The following is a 16,670-nucleotide window of genomic DNA, read 5'->3' as shown; positions in this document are numbered from 1 at the left end:
CACGATCACGCTGCACAACATCTCGGTGGCGGACCAGCTGGTCGCCCCGGCCGGTCCCGCGGTCACGGTGACGTGTCCGTCGGGGAACCTGGCCCCGGGCGCCAGCGTGACCTGCACCTCCAGCGCGTACACGGTGACGCAGGCCGACGTGGATGCCGGAGCCGTGGCCAACACGGCGACCGCGCACGGTCAGACCCCTGGCGGCGGCCACGTGCCCTCGAAACCGTCCGACACGGAGACGCCTACCGCGTCGACGTTGGGGATGAAGCTCGTCAAGTCCGCCCATCTGACCTTGGACGCGAACCATGACGGTGTGGCCGAGCTCGGCGACCAGGTCACCTACCGCTTCGCCGTGACCAACACGGGGTCAGTCACGCTCCACCATGTGAAGGTCGACGACCAGCTCGTCGCCCCGGCGGGCCCGGCCGTGGCTGTCACCTGCCCGACGTCGACGTTGGCGCCCGGGACCTCCATGACCTGTGCGTCCAGTCCGTACACCATCACCCAGGCCGACGTGGACGCCGGTTCGGTGGCGAACATGGCGACCGCACACGGGCGCACGCCGGCCGGCGAGGACGTTCCGTCCAATCAGTCGGGGGTCCGGACGCCGACGAGCGGCGATCGACCGGCGTTCGGCGGCGTCGCACGTGGAGTCCTGGCCTTCACGGGATCCAACGCGATCACCCTTGCGGGCCTTGGCCTACTCGCCCTCGGACTGGGTCTCGGGCTGACCTTCGTGGGCCGCCGACGCAGGAGCCAGGAGACGCGATGACGGGAGTCAACACACGCGAGGACAGGAGTCCGGCACCGCGATGAGACAGAACGAACCAGCCACAGCAAACAATCTCGAATGGAGCACCCCCACCATGCAGCATCCAGTAACACCCGGCCACCATCAGGGCACGCACCGCAGACTCGTGCGAGGCACGGCGGCGCTGGCTCTCATCGCCTCAGGCTTGGTCGGAGCCTGCTCGGGCGGGAACAGCGGCAATGCGACCACCCAGGACGATCAGCCCAAGCCCTCGTCCTCCGCGACCGGTTCGGCCAAGGACTCGGGCAAGGACTCGGGCAAGAACGCGGCGAGCGCTGAGGCCGTGGGGGCTCGGTCAGACCTCCAGGGGTTCACGTGCGACGCAGCGAGCACTGGGGTCTGGTCGGCCAGCGGCAAGGTGGTCAATTCCACGAAGAAGTCTGCCAAGTACACCGTTGACGTGGCCGTCGCTTCGGTCAAGACCTCCACCGTGGTGGGAAGCGCCACCAAGACGCTCACGGTCGACTCCGGGAAGACGGTCAGCTTCACCGTCCCGACGGTGGCCACCCGCAAGGGAGACGGCTTTGCCTGCACCCCGCACGTGACTCGAGCGGCCGGCTAGGAGCACCGCTGCCCTCGGTCAGCCACTGCCCCCGTCAACCACAAACCCCCGTCAACGACAAGCCCCGGTCAGCCCCAAGCCCTCAGTGGGCCCCAAGCCCTCGGTGCGCCGCGAGCCATCGCTCACGTGATCAGCCGGGGCAGCCGGGGATGTTCTGGATCGTGGTCGCGGCACCCTTGTCGTCGATCTGGACCAGCACGGTGTTCTCGCGGTCGGCGAGGCCCTTGAGGTCGCCGGCGTCCACCGACTTGGTCTGCAGTGGCTGGTCCGCCGCGATGCAGTGGTGGTAGAGGATCCGGGCGCCGTCGGCGAGGGGGATCGTGTAGGTGAGCTTGGCGTTCTGGTTCTCGTAGGGGACCTTGCCCTTGAACGGGCCCGTGGGGACACCGTCCTTGGCCAGTTTGCCGTCGTCGAGCTTCTTCCAGGTCCAGCGGTCGAGCTCGATGTAGGAGACGCCGTCCACCTCACCGGTCTTGGTGACGACGCCGAAGTCGTAGTTGCGGCCCTTCACGTCGGAGGTGGGGGTCTTGGGAGCCGATGAGGTCTTGCTCGCGCTGGGCACCTTTGCGGTGACCGTCGGGGTGACGGTCACGGTGACGTTCCCGCCGGAGCCGGGGGTGTCGGATCCGCAGCCCGACAGGAGGGCGACGACGGCGAGAGCCGCAAGGGATCCTGCAGCGGTGGTCGCGCGCAGGCGGTGCTGGAGCTTCATGGGGACGGGGGTCCTTTCGAGGGGCAGCAACGCTCAAGTCTGCCCTCCACGGAGCGCCTGACAAAACTCGATCATCTGCGGCAGGCTGCGAAGGTGCCCACACAGCCCACCGTCGATGCTGCCGACTTCCTCGACCTGACCGACCCCGAGACGGTCGCCGACCCCTACCCGCACCTGGCCACCCTGCGATCAGTCGCACCGGTCGCGTGGCACAGCGGCATGGGTCTGTGGCTGGCCACCGGCCACGCCGAAGCGGGTGCCGTGCTGCGCGACCGACGTCTCGGCCGGGTCTTCGGACCCCGCACACCCGAGGCCGACTGGGACACCTTCAACTGGCTGCACGCCGACTCGATCCTCGACAGCGAGCCGCCCAAGCACACGCGGCTCCGCAGGCTGGTGGCCGGCGCGTTCGGTCGCGGCCACGTGCAGCGGCTCGCGCCCCGGATCGAGGAGCTGGCCGCCGGCCTCCTGGCCGACCTGCCGGACGGCGAGTTCGACGTCATCGAGCACTACGCCGAGCCGTTGCCGGTGCTGGTGATCGCCGAGCTGCTCGGGGTCCCCGAGGCCGACCGGCACCACCTCCGCCCCTGGTCGCAGGCGATCGTGCGGATGTACGAGGTGGGCCGGACCCAGGCCGACGAGGCGGCGGCACGCGAAGCGGCCGGTGCGTTCGCGGCATACGTCGAGTCGCTCGCTGCGGACCGCGCGAAGGCGCCGGGTGACGACCTGCTGACCGACCTCGTCACCGCGCGTGACGGTTCGGACCGGCTGTCGGCTCACGAGCTCGTGGCCACCGCGGTGCTCCTGCTCAACGCCGGGCACGAGGCGAGCGTGAACGGGTTCGGCAACGGGCTGCACTCCTGGCTGACGGCCCCCGACCGACAGGCGCTCGACGTCGCCGACGACGCGGCGGTCGCGCGGATGGTCGAGGAGTTCCTGCGGCACGACTCGCCGCTGCACCTGTTCGAGCGCACGGCAAAGGGACCCGCCGAGGTGGCCGGCATCGCGTTGCAGCCCGGCGACAAGGTCGCGGCTCTGCTCGGCGCGGCCAACCGCGACCCGTCGGTCTTCGCAGACCCCGACCGGTTCGACGCCTCGCGGGACCCCAACCCCCACCTTGCGTTCGGTGCCGGCATCCACTTCTGCATCGGTGCGCCGCTGGCCCGGCTGGAGCTCGAGATCTCGGTGCGAACGATGCTCAGCCGGTTCCCGGACCTGCAGGTCGTCGAGGCGCGGCGCAGGCCGACCTTCGTGCTGCGGGGCTTCGAGCAGCTGGTGGTCAGCCCACGCGCTTGACGGCCCACAGGAAGTCGCCGAAGCCGCCCGGCGCGACGAGGGCGGCCGCTGCGGACCCGGAGGCGAGGGCCTTCAGGTAGGCGCGCGGGTCGCTGCCCGCCAGCTCGATGGGCGGGGTGCGCCCGTCGACGCCGAGGCCGCGCAGCGCGGTCCGCTGGTCGACCAGCTCGTCGTGGTCGAGGGAGTCCATCGCGACGTGCGCGGTGAGGTCGCAGGTGCCGTCCGGCAGGGGGGCGACCTGCTGCCCGCGCCGGTATGCCGTGAGGGTGCCTGCCGTGGGCCGGTCGCCGCCGCGGTGGCCGTAGTCCACGGCGACCACCACCCCACGGACCACCCGGCTCACCAGGTCGGCCCAGGCCCGGTCGCGGGGGAGGCCGATCTCCACGCGTTCGCCGGGTGTGTCGGTCGGCCAGTGTGCGGTCGCCCAGTCGAGGTCGTCACCCCCGACCGGGTCGCCACGGGACTCCGCACCTGTCACCGGGTCGACCAGCAGGTGGCGCAACACGCCCCGGTCGTCGACCTCGGCGACGGGGCACGGGACGACGTCGAGCCACTCGTGCGCGACCACGAGTGCACCGTCGAGGTGGTTGAGCTCGTCCGGGAGGTCAGGCCCACCGGGGGCGACCAGCCACGCCACGGAGGCAGCGAGCGACGCCGGCCTGGCCACGACGTCGACGCCGGTGAGCCGCAGAGCCGGCTCCGCGGCATACAGGTGGCCGAGCAGCTCACCACGGCCGGCGCCGACGTCGACCACGTGGGTGAGGCCGTTGTCGCGGGCCAGTCGGGCGAGGGCGGCGCCGAGGACCTCACCCGGCCCACCGTGGGTCGCGGTGCTGAAGTGGCCGGCCGGACCCGAGCCCGAACGGTAGAAGCCGTCGGGGCCGTAGAGGGCCTCCTGCCACGCCACCTGCCACGCCACTGAGGTCACTCGCCCAACCTACGGCCGACCTGACATCCAGCGAGAGATAGGTTGGGGCGGTGACTTCGGCCGACGAGCGTCCCGCGCGCCTCGACGTCGGTGTCGTCGGGGCCGGGCGGGTCGGTGCCGTCCTCGGCGCGGCCCTGCAGCGCGTCGGGCACCGGGTCGTGGCCGTCTCGGGGGTGAGCGAGGAGTCGCGCGACCGCGCCGCCCAGCTGCTGCCCGGCACGCCCGTGCTCGCGCCGGAGGACGTCGTGCGGCAGGCCGAGCTGGTGGTCCTGGCCGTGCCCGACGACGCGCTCGCCGACCTCGTCGCGGGACTCTCTGCGACGCGGACCTGGCAGGCCGGCCAGCTCGTGGCGCACACGTCCGGGCGGCACGGGCTCGAGGTCTACGCGCCCGCGCTCGACCAGCACGTCCTCGGGCTCGCCCTGCACCCCGCGATGACCTTCACCGGCACGGGCCTCGACCTCGACCGGCTCGTCGAGTGCTGCTTCGGGGTGACCGCGCCCGAGCCGCTGCGCCCGGTGGCCGAGGCGCTGGTCCTCGAGATCGGCGCCGAGCCGGTCTGGATCGAGGAGTCCGCCCGCGGGCTCTACCACGCGGCGCTGGCGCACGGTGCGAACCACCTCGTCACCCTGATCGCCCAGTCGCTGCAGGCGCTGCGTGCGGCCGGCGTGGAGTCGCCGTCCCGGGTGCTGGGACCGTTGGTGTCCGCCGCGCTCGACAACGCGCTGCGGGCGGGTGACGCTGCCCTCACCGGACCGGTCGCGCGCGGGGATGCCGGTACCGTTGCCGAGCACCTGCGACAGCTCGAGAGCCTCACCCCCGACATCCGTCCGACCTACGTGGCGCTGGCGCGGGCGACTGCCGAGCGGGCGCTGGCCAGCGGCCGGCTCAAGCCGCACGTGGCCGAACCCCTGTTGGACATCCTCGCCACCGACCAGGAGCGATAAGTGAGCGAACAGCCCGGTATGCCGTCCACCCCGGCGGGCGCGGCCGTCACCGACCTGCCGCAGCCCGGGCGAGTGGAGCCGGTGGTGGCCAGGACCCGCGAGGAGCTGCACGTCGCCCGGCGGGCGCTGACCGACGGCGACGTCGCGGTCGTGATGACGATGGGTGCCCTCCACGAAGGTCACGCGACCCTCATCGAGACCGCCCGGCAGCGCGCCGCCCACGTGGTCGTCACGATCTTCCTGAACCCCCTGCAGTTCGGGCCGCGGGAGGACCTGTCGCGCTACCCACGCACGTTCGACTCGGACATGGAGATCTGCCGCCGGGCCGGCGTGGACCTCGTCTTCGCGCCGACCCCCGACGTGATCTACCGCGACGGCGACCCCGGGGTGCGCATCTCGGCCGGCCCGCTCGGCAACGTGCTCGAAGGCCAGGCCCGACCCGGCCACTTCGACGGCATGCTGACCGTGGTCGCGAAGCTGTTCCACCTCACCCGCGCCGACTCGGCCTACTTCGGCCAGAAGGACGCCCAGCAGCTCCTGCTGATCCGCCGGATGGTCCGTGACCTCGACTTCCCGGTGCGGGTGGTGTCAGTGCCCACGGTGCGCGAGGCGGACGGGCTGGCGATGAGCAGCCGCAACACCTACCTCACCGACTCCGACCGCGAGACGGCGCTCTGCCTCTCACAGGGGCTGCGCGCGGGTGCGGCGGCCGCAGCCGAAGGCCCCTCGGCGATCCGCCGCGCAGCCCGCACGGTCCTGGTGCGCGAGCCGCTGGCCCTGATCGACTACCTCGTCCTCGTGCATCCCTACACCCTCGAGGACGTGCCCGAGTGGTACCGCGGTGAGGCGCTGTTGGCGGTCGCCGGTCGCGTCGGCACCACCCGGCTGATCGACAACCTGCCGATCAAGGTCGGTCCGGGCGGGGGAGCCCTCGAGGTGTTCACCGATGTCGACTCCGCAGGGGTGTGACCATGCAGCGCTTCATGCTCTACGCCAAGATCCACCGGGCGACGGTCACCCAGGCAGACCTGCACTACGTCGGCTCGCTGACGATCGACCGCGACCTCATGGACGCGGCCGGGCTGCTGCCCGGTGAGCAGGTCGACGTCGTCGACGTCGACAACGGCAACCGCCTCACGACCTACGCGATCGAGGGCGAGCGGGGTAGCGGGATCGTGTGCATCAACGGCGCCGCCGCCCGGCTGATCTCGCCCGGTGACACCGTCATCATCATCGCGTATGCCGCGATGGACGACACCGAGGCGCGGACCTTCGAACCACAGGTCGTCTTCGTCGACGAGCACAACCGGATCGTCGAGGTCGGCCACGACGGCGGCGACGTCCCCGAGGGGTTCGGGCTCAAGACCTCCGCGGTCACCCGCCGCCACCATGACTGACCTGGTGGTCCCGCGCCGTCTGGTCGCGGGCGAGCCGGGGTGGACCACCTCCGCCGACGTCGTCGTGGTCGGCTCCGGCATCGCCGGGCTGACGACCGCGCTGCGGCTGCGCCAGCGGGTCGACCGCGTGCTGCTGGTGACCAAGACGGTGCTCAACGAGGGCTCCACCCAGTGGGCCCAGGGCGGCATCGCCGCGGCGCTCGACCCGGGGGACTCACCCGAGGAGCACCTGCACGACACCTTGGTCGCGGGCTGCGGCATCTGCGACGTCGCCGCGGTGACCGCGCTGGTGCACGAGGGCCCGGCCCGGGTCCGCGAGCTGGTGGCCCTGGGCGCGGAGTTCGACCGCGACGCCGAGGGTGAGATCAAGCTGACCCGCGAGGGCGGGCACCACAAGGACCGGATCGCCCACGCCGGCGGCGATGCCACCGGCAAGGAGATCTCGCGCGCGCTCATCGCGGCCCTGCACCGGGTGCAGGACGACCCCGGCATCGAGGTCATCGAGCACGCCCTCGTGGTGGACCTGTTGCAGGACCAGGACTCTCGCGTCTGCGGGGTGACCTTGCACGTCATCGGCGAAGGCCAGATGGATGGTGTGGGGGCCGCCACGTCGCGCGCCGTCGTCCTGGCCACTGGCGGCCTCGGCCAGGTCTACTCGGCGACCACCAACCCGTCGGTCGCGACGGGTGACGGCATGGCGGCCGCCCTGCGGGCCGGGGCGGTCCTCGCCGACGTCGAGTTCGTGCAGTTCCACCCGACCGTGCTCTGGCTCGGCGAGGGGTCGAGCGGGCAGCAGCCGCTCATCTCCGAGGCGGTGCGTGGCGAAGGGGCGTTCCTCGTCGACCGCGACGGGGTGCGGTTCATGCAGGGCCGGCACCCGTTGGCCGACCTCGCACCACGGGACGTCGTCTCGCGCGCCATCGTCGACCGGATGCAGGAGACCGGCGAGCGGCATGTCTTCCTCGACGCGCGCCACCTCGGCCGCGAGTTCCTGGAGGCACGGTTCCCGTCGATCGTGGCGCGCTGTCGTGAGCTCGGCTTCGACCCGGCCACCGAGCTGCTCCCCGTCGCTCCGGCGCAGCACTACGCCAGCGGCGGGGTGCGTACCGACCTCATGGGTCGGTCCTCGCTCGACGGGCTCTACGCCTGCGGCGAGGTGTCCTGCACCGGGGTGCACGGGGCCAACCGGCTCGCCTCCAACTCCCTGCTCGAGGGGCTGGTCTTCGCGCACCGGATCGCCGACGACATCAGCGAACGGCTGGCGCGGGGCGAGCTCCCCCAGTCGACCCCGGGAGCGCCCAGTGGTGCGGCCGCGCTGCTCGACGGCTCCGCCCGCGTGCAGGTGCAGGCGGCCATGACCGACGGGGCCGGGCCGGTGCGCTCGGCGGCCTCCCTCGCCAGCACGGCGGAGGCCTTGCGCGACCTCGCCCTCGCGGCGACCTCGACCGAGCCCGACCCGGACTCGTGGGAGACGACCAACCTCCTGCACATCGGGCAGGTGCTGACCATGGCCGCCTCCCTGCGCGAGGAGACCCGGGGTGGGCACGTCCGCAGCGACCACACCGAGCAGGTCGACCCCCGGTGGCGCGGGCACACCCTGCTCGTCCGCGGGGCCGACACCCGCGTCACCACGACCTTCGAGCCCGTCGCCGAACAGGACCTGACGTGACCGACCAGGCCTTCCCCGAGACCGATGCCCTCACCGTCATCCGCACCGCCCTCGACGAGGACCTCGGCGGCCCTGACGGGGTGGATGTCACGACCGCCGCGACGATCCCGGTCGAACAGGTGAGCACCGCGCACGTGGTCGCGCGCGAGGGCGGCGCGCTGGCCGGCATACCGCTGGTCGCGATGGTCTTCGACCAGGTGGCGCGACGGATCGGCGCAGAGCCGCTCCAGGTCACGACCACGCGGTCGGACGGCGACGTGGTCGCGAAGGGCGACGTCGTCGCGGTCCTCGAGGGCTCGACCCAGGTCACCCTCGTCGGCGAGCGCACCATGCTCAACCTCGTCTGTCGGCTGTCGGGCATCGCGACGCACACCCACCGATGGGCCGAGCGGCTGGAGGGCACCGGCGCAACCGTGCTCGACACCCGCAAGACGACACCGGGGCTCAGGGCTCTGGAGAAGTACGCGGTCCGCGCGGGTGGCGGCACCAACAAGCGGATGGGCCTCTACGACGTGGCGATGATCAAGGACAACCACAAGCTCGCCGCCGGCTCGCTGAGCAAGGCGTATGCCGCGGTGCGGGCGCAGTTCCCCGACGTCCCCGTGCAGGTCGAGGTCACCACGACCCAGGAGGCGCTCGAGTCGGTCGCGGTCGGGGCACGGTTCCTGTTGTGCGACAACATGTCCGTCGACCTGCTGCGCGAGACGGTGCAGGCCGTGCGGGCGACCGCCGAGCACGTCGAGCTGGAGGCTACGGGCGGGCTGACCCTCGACGTCGCGCGCGCCTATGCCGAGACCGGGGTGGACTACCTGTCCGTCGGCGGGCTCACGCACTCCTCGCCGATCCTCGACCTCGCCCTCGACCTCGTCGACTGACCCCCTCGGTTCGATGTAAACGCGCCGGTGGTCGCCGGCGCGTTTACATCGAACCGGCTGGGCGCGGGGCACCGTATGCCGGTCGGTACCCTTTGCGGGTGAGCCAGACCCCCGAGAGCACCACCTCCGCCGAGGTGGCCCAGCCCGACACCGGCGCGATCGACACCGCCGTGACGGACACCGACCTGCCCGAGCAGATGCAGGTGCGTCGTGACAAGCGTGACCGGTTGCTGGCGGAGGGGAAGCAGGCGTTCCCGGTGACGGTGCCCCGCACCCACACCCTCGCTGCGGTCCGCGAGCAGTGGGGCCACCTCGAGACCGGCGAGGAGACCCAGGACGTCGTCGGCGTCGCCGGCCGGGTGATCTTCATCCGCAACACCGGCAAGCTCGCCTTCGCCACCCTCCAGGAGGGGATCGGCACCCGGCTCCAGGTGATGCTCAGCCTCGCGGAGGTCGGCGAGGACGCCCTCGCCGAGTGGAAGTCGACCGTCGACCTCGGGGACCACGTCTTCGTCGAGGGGCGGGTCATCTCGTCGCGTCGCGGCGAGCTGTCGGTGATGGCGACGCGGTGGGAGATGGCGTCGAAGGCGCTCCGCCCTCTGCCGGTGCTGCACAAGGACCTGTCCGAGGAGTCGCGCGTGCGGCAGCGCTACGCCGACCTCATCGTGCGCCAGGAGGCGCGCGACATGGTGCGCACCAAGGCCACTGCGCTCTCGGCGATCCGCGGGGTGCTGGAGGCGCAGGGCTACCTCGAGGTCGAGACGCCGATCATCCAGCTCGTGCACGGAGGCGCGGCGGCCCGGCCGTTCCGCACCCACATGAACGCGTTCGACCAGGAGATGACCCTGCGGATCGCGTTGGAGCTCAACCTGAAGAAGGCCGTCGTCGGCGGCGTCGACCGGGTCTACGAGATGGGCCGCATCTTCCGCAACGAGGGTGTCGACGCGACGCACAGCCCCGAGTTCACGATGCTCGAGGCATACCAGGCCTACGGGGACCAGACGACGATCGCGACCCTCATGCGTGACGTCTTCCTCGGGGTCGCCGACGCGCTCGGCTCCCGCCAGGTCGAGACCGCGGCGGGCACCGTCGACCTCGACGGTGAGTGGCGCTGGCTGCCGGTCTACCAGGGTGTGTCCGACGCGGTCGGTGAGGTCGTCACCATCGACACCGACGTGGAGACCCTGCGCGGGTATGCCGCGAAGCACGACGTCGCGATCGACCCCGCGTGGGACAAGGACAAGGTGTTCCTCGAGCTGCTCGGCGAGCTCGTCGAGCCGGGCCTGCTCCAGCCGACCTTCCTCTGCGACTACCCGGCCATCGCCCAGCCCCTGGCCCGCCCGCACCGCAGCGAGCCCGGGCTGATCGAGGCCTGGGACCTGATCATCGCCGGCGTGGAGCGCGGCACGGGGTTCTCCGAGCTCGTCGACCCGGTCGTCCAGCGCGAGGTGCTGACCGCGCAGTCGGTCAGGGCCGCGGGCGGTGACCCCGAGGCGATGCAGCTCGACGAGGACTTCCTGCGGGCCCTGGAGTACGGCGCACCGCCGATGGGTGGCCTCGGGTTCGGGGTCGACCGGCTCGTCATGCTGTTCACCGACGCGAGCATCCGCGAGACCATCCTGTTTCCCCACCTGAAGCCCGAGGTGTCCCGATGAGTGGCGTCTGGCCCTACATCGCCGCGCTCATCCCGTCGGCCGGCGTCGGTTTCCTCTTCTGGCTCGTCATCAAGAACATGATCGAGGGCGACCGCAAGGAACGCCTTGCGCATTCGCAATGGGACGCTGCCCACCCGGAAACCCCTCCTGTTTCGGACAATTCAAAGGACGCCGACAAATAGCTTTCGGCATTCATTTCCCCTTTTCTGTGCGAGCCGATAGTTTTGGCTCGTCCTCATAACTGCGGAAAGGATTCCGATGGCCCAGCGTGTCAACATCGTGCTCGAGGACGACCTCGACGGCTCCGAGGCCGACGAGACCGTCACCTTCGCCCTCGACGGTGTCTCCTACGAGATCGACCTCAACGCGAAGAACGCCGCCGCGCTGCGTGATTCGCTGGCGCAGTACGTTGGTCACGCCCGTCGCGCCGCCGGCCGTCGCCCCTCTGGTCGCCCGGCTGCCGCCAGCCGTGGTACCGGTAAGCGCGACCTCGCGGACGTCCGTGAGTGGGCCCGCTCCAACGGCCACCAGGTGAGCGACCGAGGGCGCATTTCCGCCGAGGTCCAGGCCGCCTACGACAAGGCGCACTGACCCTGCAGGTCAGCCACGTCCCGGAGGGTTCGCAGCCCCTTTCCTGGAGCTGGCGCGACATTGTCGAAAAGCAGCGTTCGGGAATCGACCCCCTGCACGAATGGCGGGAACGCCTGAGCATCTCGACCGCTCGTCAGTATGCCGCCGTCGTGCCCGAGTCGATGCCCTCCGCCTTCGTGCTGCAGTGGACCCTCGAGGTCGCGGCCGAGACCGGCGTGCACGCAGCCAGGCACGACTCCGTGGTGGTGCACCCCTTCGCCGCGGAGCTGAGCTTCGAGCTGCAGCCGAGCCAGCTCTACCCCGTCGCAGCCCAGTACGAGCGTGCGCGGGCGGTCGACACCACGATGCCCCTGGCCGACCGGCTGGAAGCCGCTCAGGCGGCATACCGGTCCGACGCGGTCGAGCTCGCGCTCGGCTACCGCTCGACGGTGAAGCTCGGCGAGCACACCCGACGGGCGATGGTCGACGACGTGTGGGCGATGACCCTCGCCCGCGCCAGCGGGCAGCGCCCGCCAGCGCGCGGGTCGTGCTGCTTCATCTACGTGCTGCCCGGCGTGCACGAGTGCTCCGGCTGCCCGCGGGTGGTCGGCTAGACCAGCAGGTCGGCGAGGAGGTCCCCGTCGGACTCGAGCCGGTCGAGCACCTCGTCGAACATCAGCTGCTCGAACTTCTTCCCTTCGGCGCCGGCCTCGACCTCGTCCCACGACCGGGGGGCGGCCACGGTCGGGGTCTCCTTGCCGCGCATGGAGTAGGGGCACACGGTCGTCTTGGCGGCGACGTTCTGGCTCCAGTCGAGGAAGATCTTCCCGGGACGCAGCGACTTGGTCATCTTCCAGACGATGAGGTCGGGGTGCTTCTTGGTGAGCTCCTGCGCGAGCTGCTGCGCCAGGTCACGGGTCTGGTCGGAGGTCAGGTCGCCGGGGAGTCCAGCGTAGAGCTGCATTCCCTTGCTGCCACTGGTGACCGGGTAGAGATCGAGACCGAGCGCGCCGAGTCGGTCGCGCACCATGAGGGCTACCCGGGCGCACTCCTGCAGCCCCGCCGGCGAGCCCGGGTCGAGGTCGATGACGAGCCGGTCGGGGTGCTGTCGCTCGCCGTCGAGCACCCGCCACTGCGGGATGTGCAGCTCGATGGAGTTGAGGTTGACCAGGTAGGTCAGGTGGGCCAGGTCCGCCACCATCGGGTAGGTCACGTCGTCGATCTTCACGCGGGGGAGCCACGAGGGAGCACCCGACGGCAGGTTCTTCTCGAAGAAGCTCTGGTCGCCGGTGCCGTGCGGCCAGCGCACCCGGGTCAGCGCCCGGTCGGCGAGGTGGGGGAGCAGCACGTCGGCGACCTGGGCGTAGTAGCTGAGCACCTCGCCCTTGGTGGTCTCGGTCGACGGGAACAGGAGCTTGTCGAGACTGGTCAGCTTGAGCGTGCGACCCGCGACCTCGACGCGCGTCGCCTGCGGGACGTAGCGCTCAGCCACCGTCCACCTCCTGGAGGTCGTCGGGCGTCAGGTCGGTGCGCATGCCGAGGTATGCCGGCTGGCGCAGCCTCCCGTCGCGCGTCACCTCCAGGGCGCGCGCCTCGACCACCACGACCGGGTCGACCCAGGTCGCGCCGGCGCGGTCGAGCCGCGGCACCTCGTCGCTGAAGGGTGAGTCGGCCCTGGTGTGCGGAGCCAGTGCCTCGGCGAGCTGGACCGCCGCACGTCCGGCGATCCCGCTGCCCATCCGCCCGGCGAACCGCCACCCGCCAGCGCCGTCGGGCACGCCCAACAAGACCGCGCCGAGTCGACCGGAGTCGTTGGTCTTCTCAGCCCGCCAGCCGCCCACCACGGCGGAGATCGCCGTGCGGTGCGGCGACTTGAGCCAGTCGGACGAGCGACGCCCCGGCAGGTACGGCGCAGACCGGCGCTTGCTCACCACCCCCTCCAGCCCCTGCTCGAGGGTGGCGGCGAAGAGCTCCCGGCCGTCCTCGTAGACCGGCGGCACCTGCCAGTGCCGGCCGGAGAGGTCGAGCCGTTCGAGCAGCTCGCGCCGCGCCGACAGCGGCTGGGCGGTGAGGTCGGAGCCGTAGAGCCGCAACAGGTCGAAGACCATCAGGGTCACGGGTCGCACCGCCGACAGGCGCTCGGCCTTGCGCCGGTCGCGCACGTGCATCCGGTCGGCGAGCGCCCCGAACGAGGGTCGGCCGCCGTCGAGGGCGACCACCTCGCCGTCGATCAACATGTCGTCGTAGGTCTCGGCCAGTGGCAACAGCTCGGGGAAGCTCACCGTCACGTCGTTGCCGATCCGAGAGGTCAGCGTCAGCACCCCGTCGTGGACGTCGGCAAGCACGCGCATGCCGTCCCACTTGACCTCGTGCAGCCACTCGTCACCGTCGGGGATGACGGTGGTGGGACTGGCCAGCATGGGGCGCATGGGGCCATCCTGACGCATAGGCTGGTTCCACGTGCGAGGCCCGAGGTGTCTCGTCAGGGACGGGGGCCTGTCCGCGGACAGGCCGATGGAGAGGACGACCAACATGCGAGCGATCTGGAAGGGTGCGGTGTCCTTCGGCTTGGTCAACGTGCCGATCCGCCTCTACTCCGCCACCGAGAACCACGACGTGCAGTTCCGGCAGGTGCACCGCGAGGACGGCGGCCGCATCAAGTACCAGCGGATCTGCAGCATCGACGGCGAGATCGTGTCCTACGACGACATCGCCAAGGGCTACGAGACCGAGGACGGCGAGATGGTCGTGCTCACCGACGAGGACTTCAAGGACCTCCCGGCCAGCAGCAGCAAGGAGATCTCGGTCGAGAAGTTCGTCCCGGCCGAGCAGATCGACCCGATGCTCTACGACAAGTCCTACTACCTCGAGCCCGACAAGGCGTCGACCAAGCCCTACATCCTGCTGCGCGACGCGCTCGAGAAGGAGAACCGCGTCGCCGTCGTGACGGTCTCGATCCGCACCCGCATGACGATGGCCGTCCTGCGGGTGCACGAGGGGGTCATCCTCATGCAGACGATGCTGTGGCCCGACGAGATCCGCAAGCCCGACTTCGCGACGCTCGACGACGACGCCAAGGCGACCAAGCAGGAGCTCGCCATGGCCGACCTGCTCATCGAGCAGCTTGCCGGTGACTACCAGCCCGACGACTACGAGGACGACTACGCCGCCGCGCTGCAGTCGCTCGTCAAGGCCAAGGTCGAGGGCGGCGAGGTCCAGTTCACGCCCGAGTCCAAGGACGAGTCGGGCGAGGTCGTCGACCTGCTCGCGGCCCTCAAGAAGTCCGTCGACAAGGCCAAGGCCTCACGAGGCGAGTCGACGTCGGACTCCAAACCGGCCGCGAAGAAGACGACGGCCAAGAAGACCACGGCCAAGACCACGGCCAAGACTGCTGCCAAGAAGGCGGCCAAGAAGGCCAGCTGACCGGGCCGGCAGGCGCGGCCCCGAGAGCTAGGCGTTCTCCTTGCGGAACGTCGCGGTGCCCCACCAGAGCGCGATGGCGAACAGCACGACGGCCCAGACGCTGCCCCACATCACGCCGTTGGCGCCGAAGTCGCCGAGGAACGACCCGCGGACCCCGTCGGTGATCCAGCGGAACGGCATGAAGTCGCTGGTGCGCTGGAGCCAGTCGGGGCCGATGGTCATCGGCAGGAGGATGCCCGACAGCAACAGCACCGGCATCATCACGACGTTGATGACCGGGGCCATGACGTCCTCGCTCTTGGTGGTGAGGGCCAGGGCGTTGGACGCCGCGGCGCAGGCCCCACCGACGAGGAGGGTGAGCAGCACCCCGAGGACGACCCCACCCAGGGGGGCGTCCATCCCGACCCAGTAGCCGAGGCCGACCAGCACGAGGGCTTGGACGAGCAGCTGCAGCAGGTCGCGCCACAGGCGCCCCATGAGCAGGGCGGTGCGGCTGGCCGGTGTCACCCGCTCGGCCTCGATGACGCCGTCCCGCCACTCGGAGATCAGCCCGAACCCGGCGAAGAACGCGCCGAACATGCCGAGCTGGACGAGCATGCCGGGGACGAAGAAGGTCCAGGTGTTCTGGACGCCGAGCTGCTCGGCCATCGGCTTGAGCAGCGGGCCGAAGAGGAACAGGTAGAGGATCGGCTGCATCAGGCCGATCAGCACCCAGGCGGGGTTGCGCAGGTTCATCCGCAGCTGGCGGCGGAAGACGATGAAGGACTCACGCAGGAACTGCACGTCACTTCTCCTTCGAGGTCGGGTCGGCCGGGGTAGACGACTCCGCGTCGCGCAGCGAGCGGCCGGTGAGGGTGAGGAAGACGTCGTCGAGGGTGGGCCGCAGGACCTCGATCGACTCGAGGTCGATGTCGGCAGCGCGGAGGTCGGCCAAGAGCCCGGGCACCGCCTTGCCGGCGCGCTGCACCCGGGCACGGACGTGGTTGCCGTCGATCTCCACGGCGTCCCGGCCATCGCTGCCGGTCTCGGCGATCGAGTCGAGCCGCTTGGCCGCCTCGGCGACGAGGTCGGGGTCGGCGACCTCGAGGTCGACGAGGTCACCGGACACCTGCGCCTTGAGGTTGTCGCTCGTGTCGGCCGCGATGATCTTGCCGTGGTCGATGACGATGATCCGGTCGCTCAGGGCGTCGGCCTCGTCGAGGTAGTGGGTGGTGAGGAACACCGTCGCCCCGCGCCGCTTGCGCAGGTCGGCGATGTGGGTCCACAGGTTGGCCCGGGCCTGCGGGTCGAGCCCCGTCGTCGGCTCGTCGAGGAAGACCAGCGTCGGCTCGTGGATCAGCCCCATCACGATGTCGAGGCGGCGGCGCTGGCCACCCGACATGCTCTTGGGCTGGCGCCCCCACAGCCCCTCGAGGTCGAGCTGGCCGAACAGCTCCTGGCCGCGACGCCGGGCGTCGGCGGCAGACATGCCGTAGAGCATCCCGTGGTCGACGACCTCGTCGCCGGCGCGGGCGAACTGCCCCGTGGCACCGCTCTGTGAGACGTAGCCGATCGACCGGCGGACCTGCTCCGACTCCTTGACGACGTCGAAGCCGGCCACGGTGGCCGTGCCCGCGGTGGGCCGCAGCAGGGTGGTCAGCATGCGCAGCGTCGTCGTCTTGCCCGCGCCGTTCGGCCCGAGGAACCCGACGACCTCACCCTCCGCCACGTCGAGGTCGACACCGTCCACGGCGCGCACCTCGCCCTTCTTCCTGCCCTCGCGCGTCTGGAAGGTCTGCACCAGACCTCGTGCGTGGATCATCGCTCGCTCCTGTTGGTATTCAAA

18 protein-coding genes and 1 pseudogene are annotated in these 16,670 nt (G+C 70.9%); 13 read left to right on the top strand and 6 right to left on the bottom strand.

Features of this window, described 5'->3' with window-relative positions:
- Both ASG95_RS18565 and ASG95_RS21485 read left to right on the top strand, forming a co-directional pair.
- Positions 1-772 (top strand): annotated as a pseudogene (locus ASG95_RS18565) (DUF11 domain-containing protein); the annotation flags it as partial.
- Positions 773-917: 145 nt separating this feature from the next.
- Entirely contained in the window at positions 918-1,373 is a 456-nt protein-coding gene (locus tag ASG95_RS21485) for a hypothetical protein (RefSeq protein WP_157582237.1), read from the top strand.
- A 130-nt stretch (positions 1,374-1,503) separates the two neighbouring features.
- Here the strand turns inward: ASG95_RS21485 and ASG95_RS18555 are convergent, their stop codons facing one another.
- Positions 1,504-2,085: a hypothetical protein gene (locus tag ASG95_RS18555; protein ID WP_057378418.1), complete on the bottom strand. Its 582-nt coding sequence runs from the start codon at positions 2,083-2,085 to the stop codon at positions 1,504-1,506.
- A gap of 93 nt (positions 2,086-2,178) precedes the next feature.
- Here ASG95_RS18555 and ASG95_RS18550 point away from each other — a divergent pair, with 93 nt between their 5' ends.
- Positions 2,179-3,381, top strand: a complete 1,203-nt coding sequence (locus tag ASG95_RS18550) for a cytochrome P450 (RefSeq protein ID WP_057378417.1) — start codon at positions 2,179-2,181, stop codon at positions 3,379-3,381.
- Here ASG95_RS18550 and ASG95_RS18545 read toward each other — a convergent pair.
- Positions 3,365-4,309, bottom strand: a complete 945-nt coding sequence (locus ASG95_RS18545) for an SAM-dependent methyltransferase (RefSeq protein WP_057378416.1) — start codon at positions 4,307-4,309, stop codon at positions 3,365-3,367. The genes ASG95_RS18550 and ASG95_RS18545 overlap by 17 nt on opposite strands.
- A gap of 50 nt (positions 4,310-4,359) precedes the next feature.
- On the opposite strand from ASG95_RS18545, the gene ASG95_RS18540 reads away from it, so the two are divergent.
- The 9 genes from ASG95_RS18540 (at position 4,360) to ASG95_RS18500 (ending at position 12,036) form a co-directional block, all read left to right on the top strand.
- Complete coding sequence (locus ASG95_RS18540; RefSeq protein ID WP_057378415.1) at positions 4,360-5,256, top strand: Rossmann-like and DUF2520 domain-containing protein; 897 nt, start codon at positions 4,360-4,362, stop codon at positions 5,254-5,256.
- A gap of 18 nt (positions 5,257-5,274) precedes the next feature.
- Positions 5,275-6,225, top strand: coding sequence for a pantoate--beta-alanine ligase (panC, locus tag ASG95_RS18535; RefSeq protein ID WP_057378414.1), 951 nt, complete (start codon positions 5,275-5,277; stop codon positions 6,223-6,225).
- 2 nt (positions 6,226-6,227) lie between these two features.
- Entirely contained in the window at positions 6,228-6,653 is a 426-nt protein-coding gene (gene panD / locus ASG95_RS18530; protein ID WP_057378413.1) for an aspartate 1-decarboxylase, read from the top strand.
- Positions 6,646-8,322 (top strand): L-aspartate oxidase, encoded by a 1,677-nt coding sequence (locus tag ASG95_RS18525; protein WP_057378412.1) that lies wholly within the window; start codon positions 6,646-6,648, stop codon positions 8,320-8,322. Before panD ends, ASG95_RS18525 begins: the two co-directional genes overlap by 8 nt.
- Positions 8,319-9,197, top strand: coding sequence for a carboxylating nicotinate-nucleotide diphosphorylase (gene nadC / locus ASG95_RS18520; RefSeq protein ID WP_057378411.1), 879 nt, complete (start codon positions 8,319-8,321; stop codon positions 9,195-9,197). The genes ASG95_RS18525 and nadC overlap by 4 nt, the downstream gene beginning before the upstream one ends.
- A 197-nt stretch (positions 9,198-9,394) precedes the next feature.
- Positions 9,395-10,852 (top strand): lysine--tRNA ligase, encoded by a 1,458-nt coding sequence (gene lysS / locus ASG95_RS18515; protein ID WP_200961382.1) that lies wholly within the window; start codon positions 9,395-9,397, stop codon positions 10,850-10,852.
- Entirely contained in the window at positions 10,849-11,034 is a 186-nt protein-coding gene (locus ASG95_RS18510; RefSeq protein ID WP_057378410.1) for a hypothetical protein, read from the top strand. Before lysS ends, ASG95_RS18510 begins: the two co-directional genes overlap by 4 nt.
- 76 nt (positions 11,035-11,110) lie before the next feature.
- Positions 11,111-11,443: an Lsr2 family protein gene (locus ASG95_RS18505; RefSeq protein ID WP_057378409.1), complete on the top strand. Its 333-nt coding sequence runs from the start codon at positions 11,111-11,113 to the stop codon at positions 11,441-11,443.
- Between the two features lie 149 nt (positions 11,444-11,592).
- A complete protein-coding gene (locus ASG95_RS18500; protein WP_057378408.1) occupies positions 11,593-12,036 on the top strand; it encodes a (2Fe-2S)-binding protein in 444 nt (147 codons plus the stop codon).
- Here ASG95_RS18500 and ligD (ASG95_RS18495) read toward each other — a convergent pair.
- Both ligD (ASG95_RS18495) and ligD (ASG95_RS18490) read right to left on the bottom strand, forming a co-directional pair.
- Positions 12,033-12,914: a non-homologous end-joining DNA ligase gene (ligD, locus tag ASG95_RS18495; protein ID WP_057378407.1), complete on the bottom strand. Its 882-nt coding sequence runs from the start codon at positions 12,912-12,914 to the stop codon at positions 12,033-12,035. The two genes, ASG95_RS18500 and ligD (ASG95_RS18495), sit on opposite strands and share 4 nt — an antisense overlap.
- Positions 12,907-13,851 carry a non-homologous end-joining DNA ligase gene (gene ligD / locus ASG95_RS18490; RefSeq protein ID WP_057378406.1) on the bottom strand — a complete coding sequence of 315 codons (945 nt, stop codon included), beginning with the start codon at positions 13,849-13,851 and terminating at the stop codon, positions 12,907-12,909. The genes ligD (ASG95_RS18495) and ligD (ASG95_RS18490) overlap by 8 nt, the downstream gene beginning before the upstream one ends.
- 103 nt (positions 13,852-13,954) lie before the next feature.
- Between ligD (ASG95_RS18490) and ASG95_RS18485 the strand changes: the two genes are divergently transcribed.
- Entirely contained in the window at positions 13,955-14,845 is an 891-nt protein-coding gene (locus ASG95_RS18485) for a Ku protein (protein ID WP_057378996.1), read from the top strand.
- A 27-nt stretch (positions 14,846-14,872) separates the two neighbouring features.
- On the opposite strand, the gene ASG95_RS18480 is transcribed toward ASG95_RS18485, so the two are convergent.
- Positions 14,873-15,628, bottom strand: coding sequence for an ABC transporter permease (locus ASG95_RS18480; protein WP_056924382.1), 756 nt, complete (start codon positions 15,626-15,628; stop codon positions 14,873-14,875).
- Between the two features lies 1 nt (position 15,629).
- Complete coding sequence (locus ASG95_RS18475; protein WP_057378405.1) at positions 15,630-16,646, bottom strand: ATP-binding cassette domain-containing protein; 1,017 nt, start codon at positions 16,644-16,646, stop codon at positions 15,630-15,632.
- Between the last annotated feature and the right edge of the window lie 24 nt (positions 16,647-16,670).

Origin of the sequence: Phycicoccus sp. Soil803 (genome assembly GCF_001429685.1) — a bacterium.
GTDB lineage: Bacteria > Actinomycetota > Actinomycetes > Actinomycetales > Dermatophilaceae > Pedococcus.
This window is presented reverse-complemented; position numbering and strand designations above follow the sequence as displayed.

Coding starts and splice junctions, on each gene's coding strand:
- panC (WP_057378414.1), top strand. CDS start 5,275: ATGCCGTCCACCCCGGCGGGCGCGGCCGTCACCGACCTGCCGCAGCCC.
- ligD (WP_057378406.1), bottom strand. CDS start 13,851: ATGCGCCCCATGCTGGCCAGTCCCACCACCGTCATCCCCGACGGTGAC.
- ASG95_RS18505 (WP_057378409.1), top strand. CDS start 11,111: ATGGCCCAGCGTGTCAACATCGTGCTCGAGGACGACCTCGACGGCTCC.
- ASG95_RS18510 (WP_057378410.1), top strand. CDS start 10,849: ATGAGTGGCGTCTGGCCCTACATCGCCGCGCTCATCCCGTCGGCCGGC.
- lysS (WP_200961382.1), top strand. CDS start 9,395: ATGCAGGTGCGTCGTGACAAGCGTGACCGGTTGCTGGCGGAGGGGAAG.
- ASG95_RS18485 (WP_057378996.1), top strand. CDS start 13,955: ATGCGAGCGATCTGGAAGGGTGCGGTGTCCTTCGGCTTGGTCAACGTG.
- ASG95_RS18475 (WP_057378405.1), bottom strand. CDS start 16,646: ATGATCCACGCACGAGGTCTGGTGCAGACCTTCCAGACGCGCGAGGGC.
- ASG95_RS18525 (WP_057378412.1), top strand. CDS start 6,646: ATGACTGACCTGGTGGTCCCGCGCCGTCTGGTCGCGGGCGAGCCGGGG.
- panD (WP_057378413.1), top strand. CDS start 6,228: ATGCAGCGCTTCATGCTCTACGCCAAGATCCACCGGGCGACGGTCACC.
- ASG95_RS18555 (WP_057378418.1), bottom strand. CDS start 2,085: ATGAAGCTCCAGCACCGCCTGCGCGCGACCACCGCTGCAGGATCCCTT.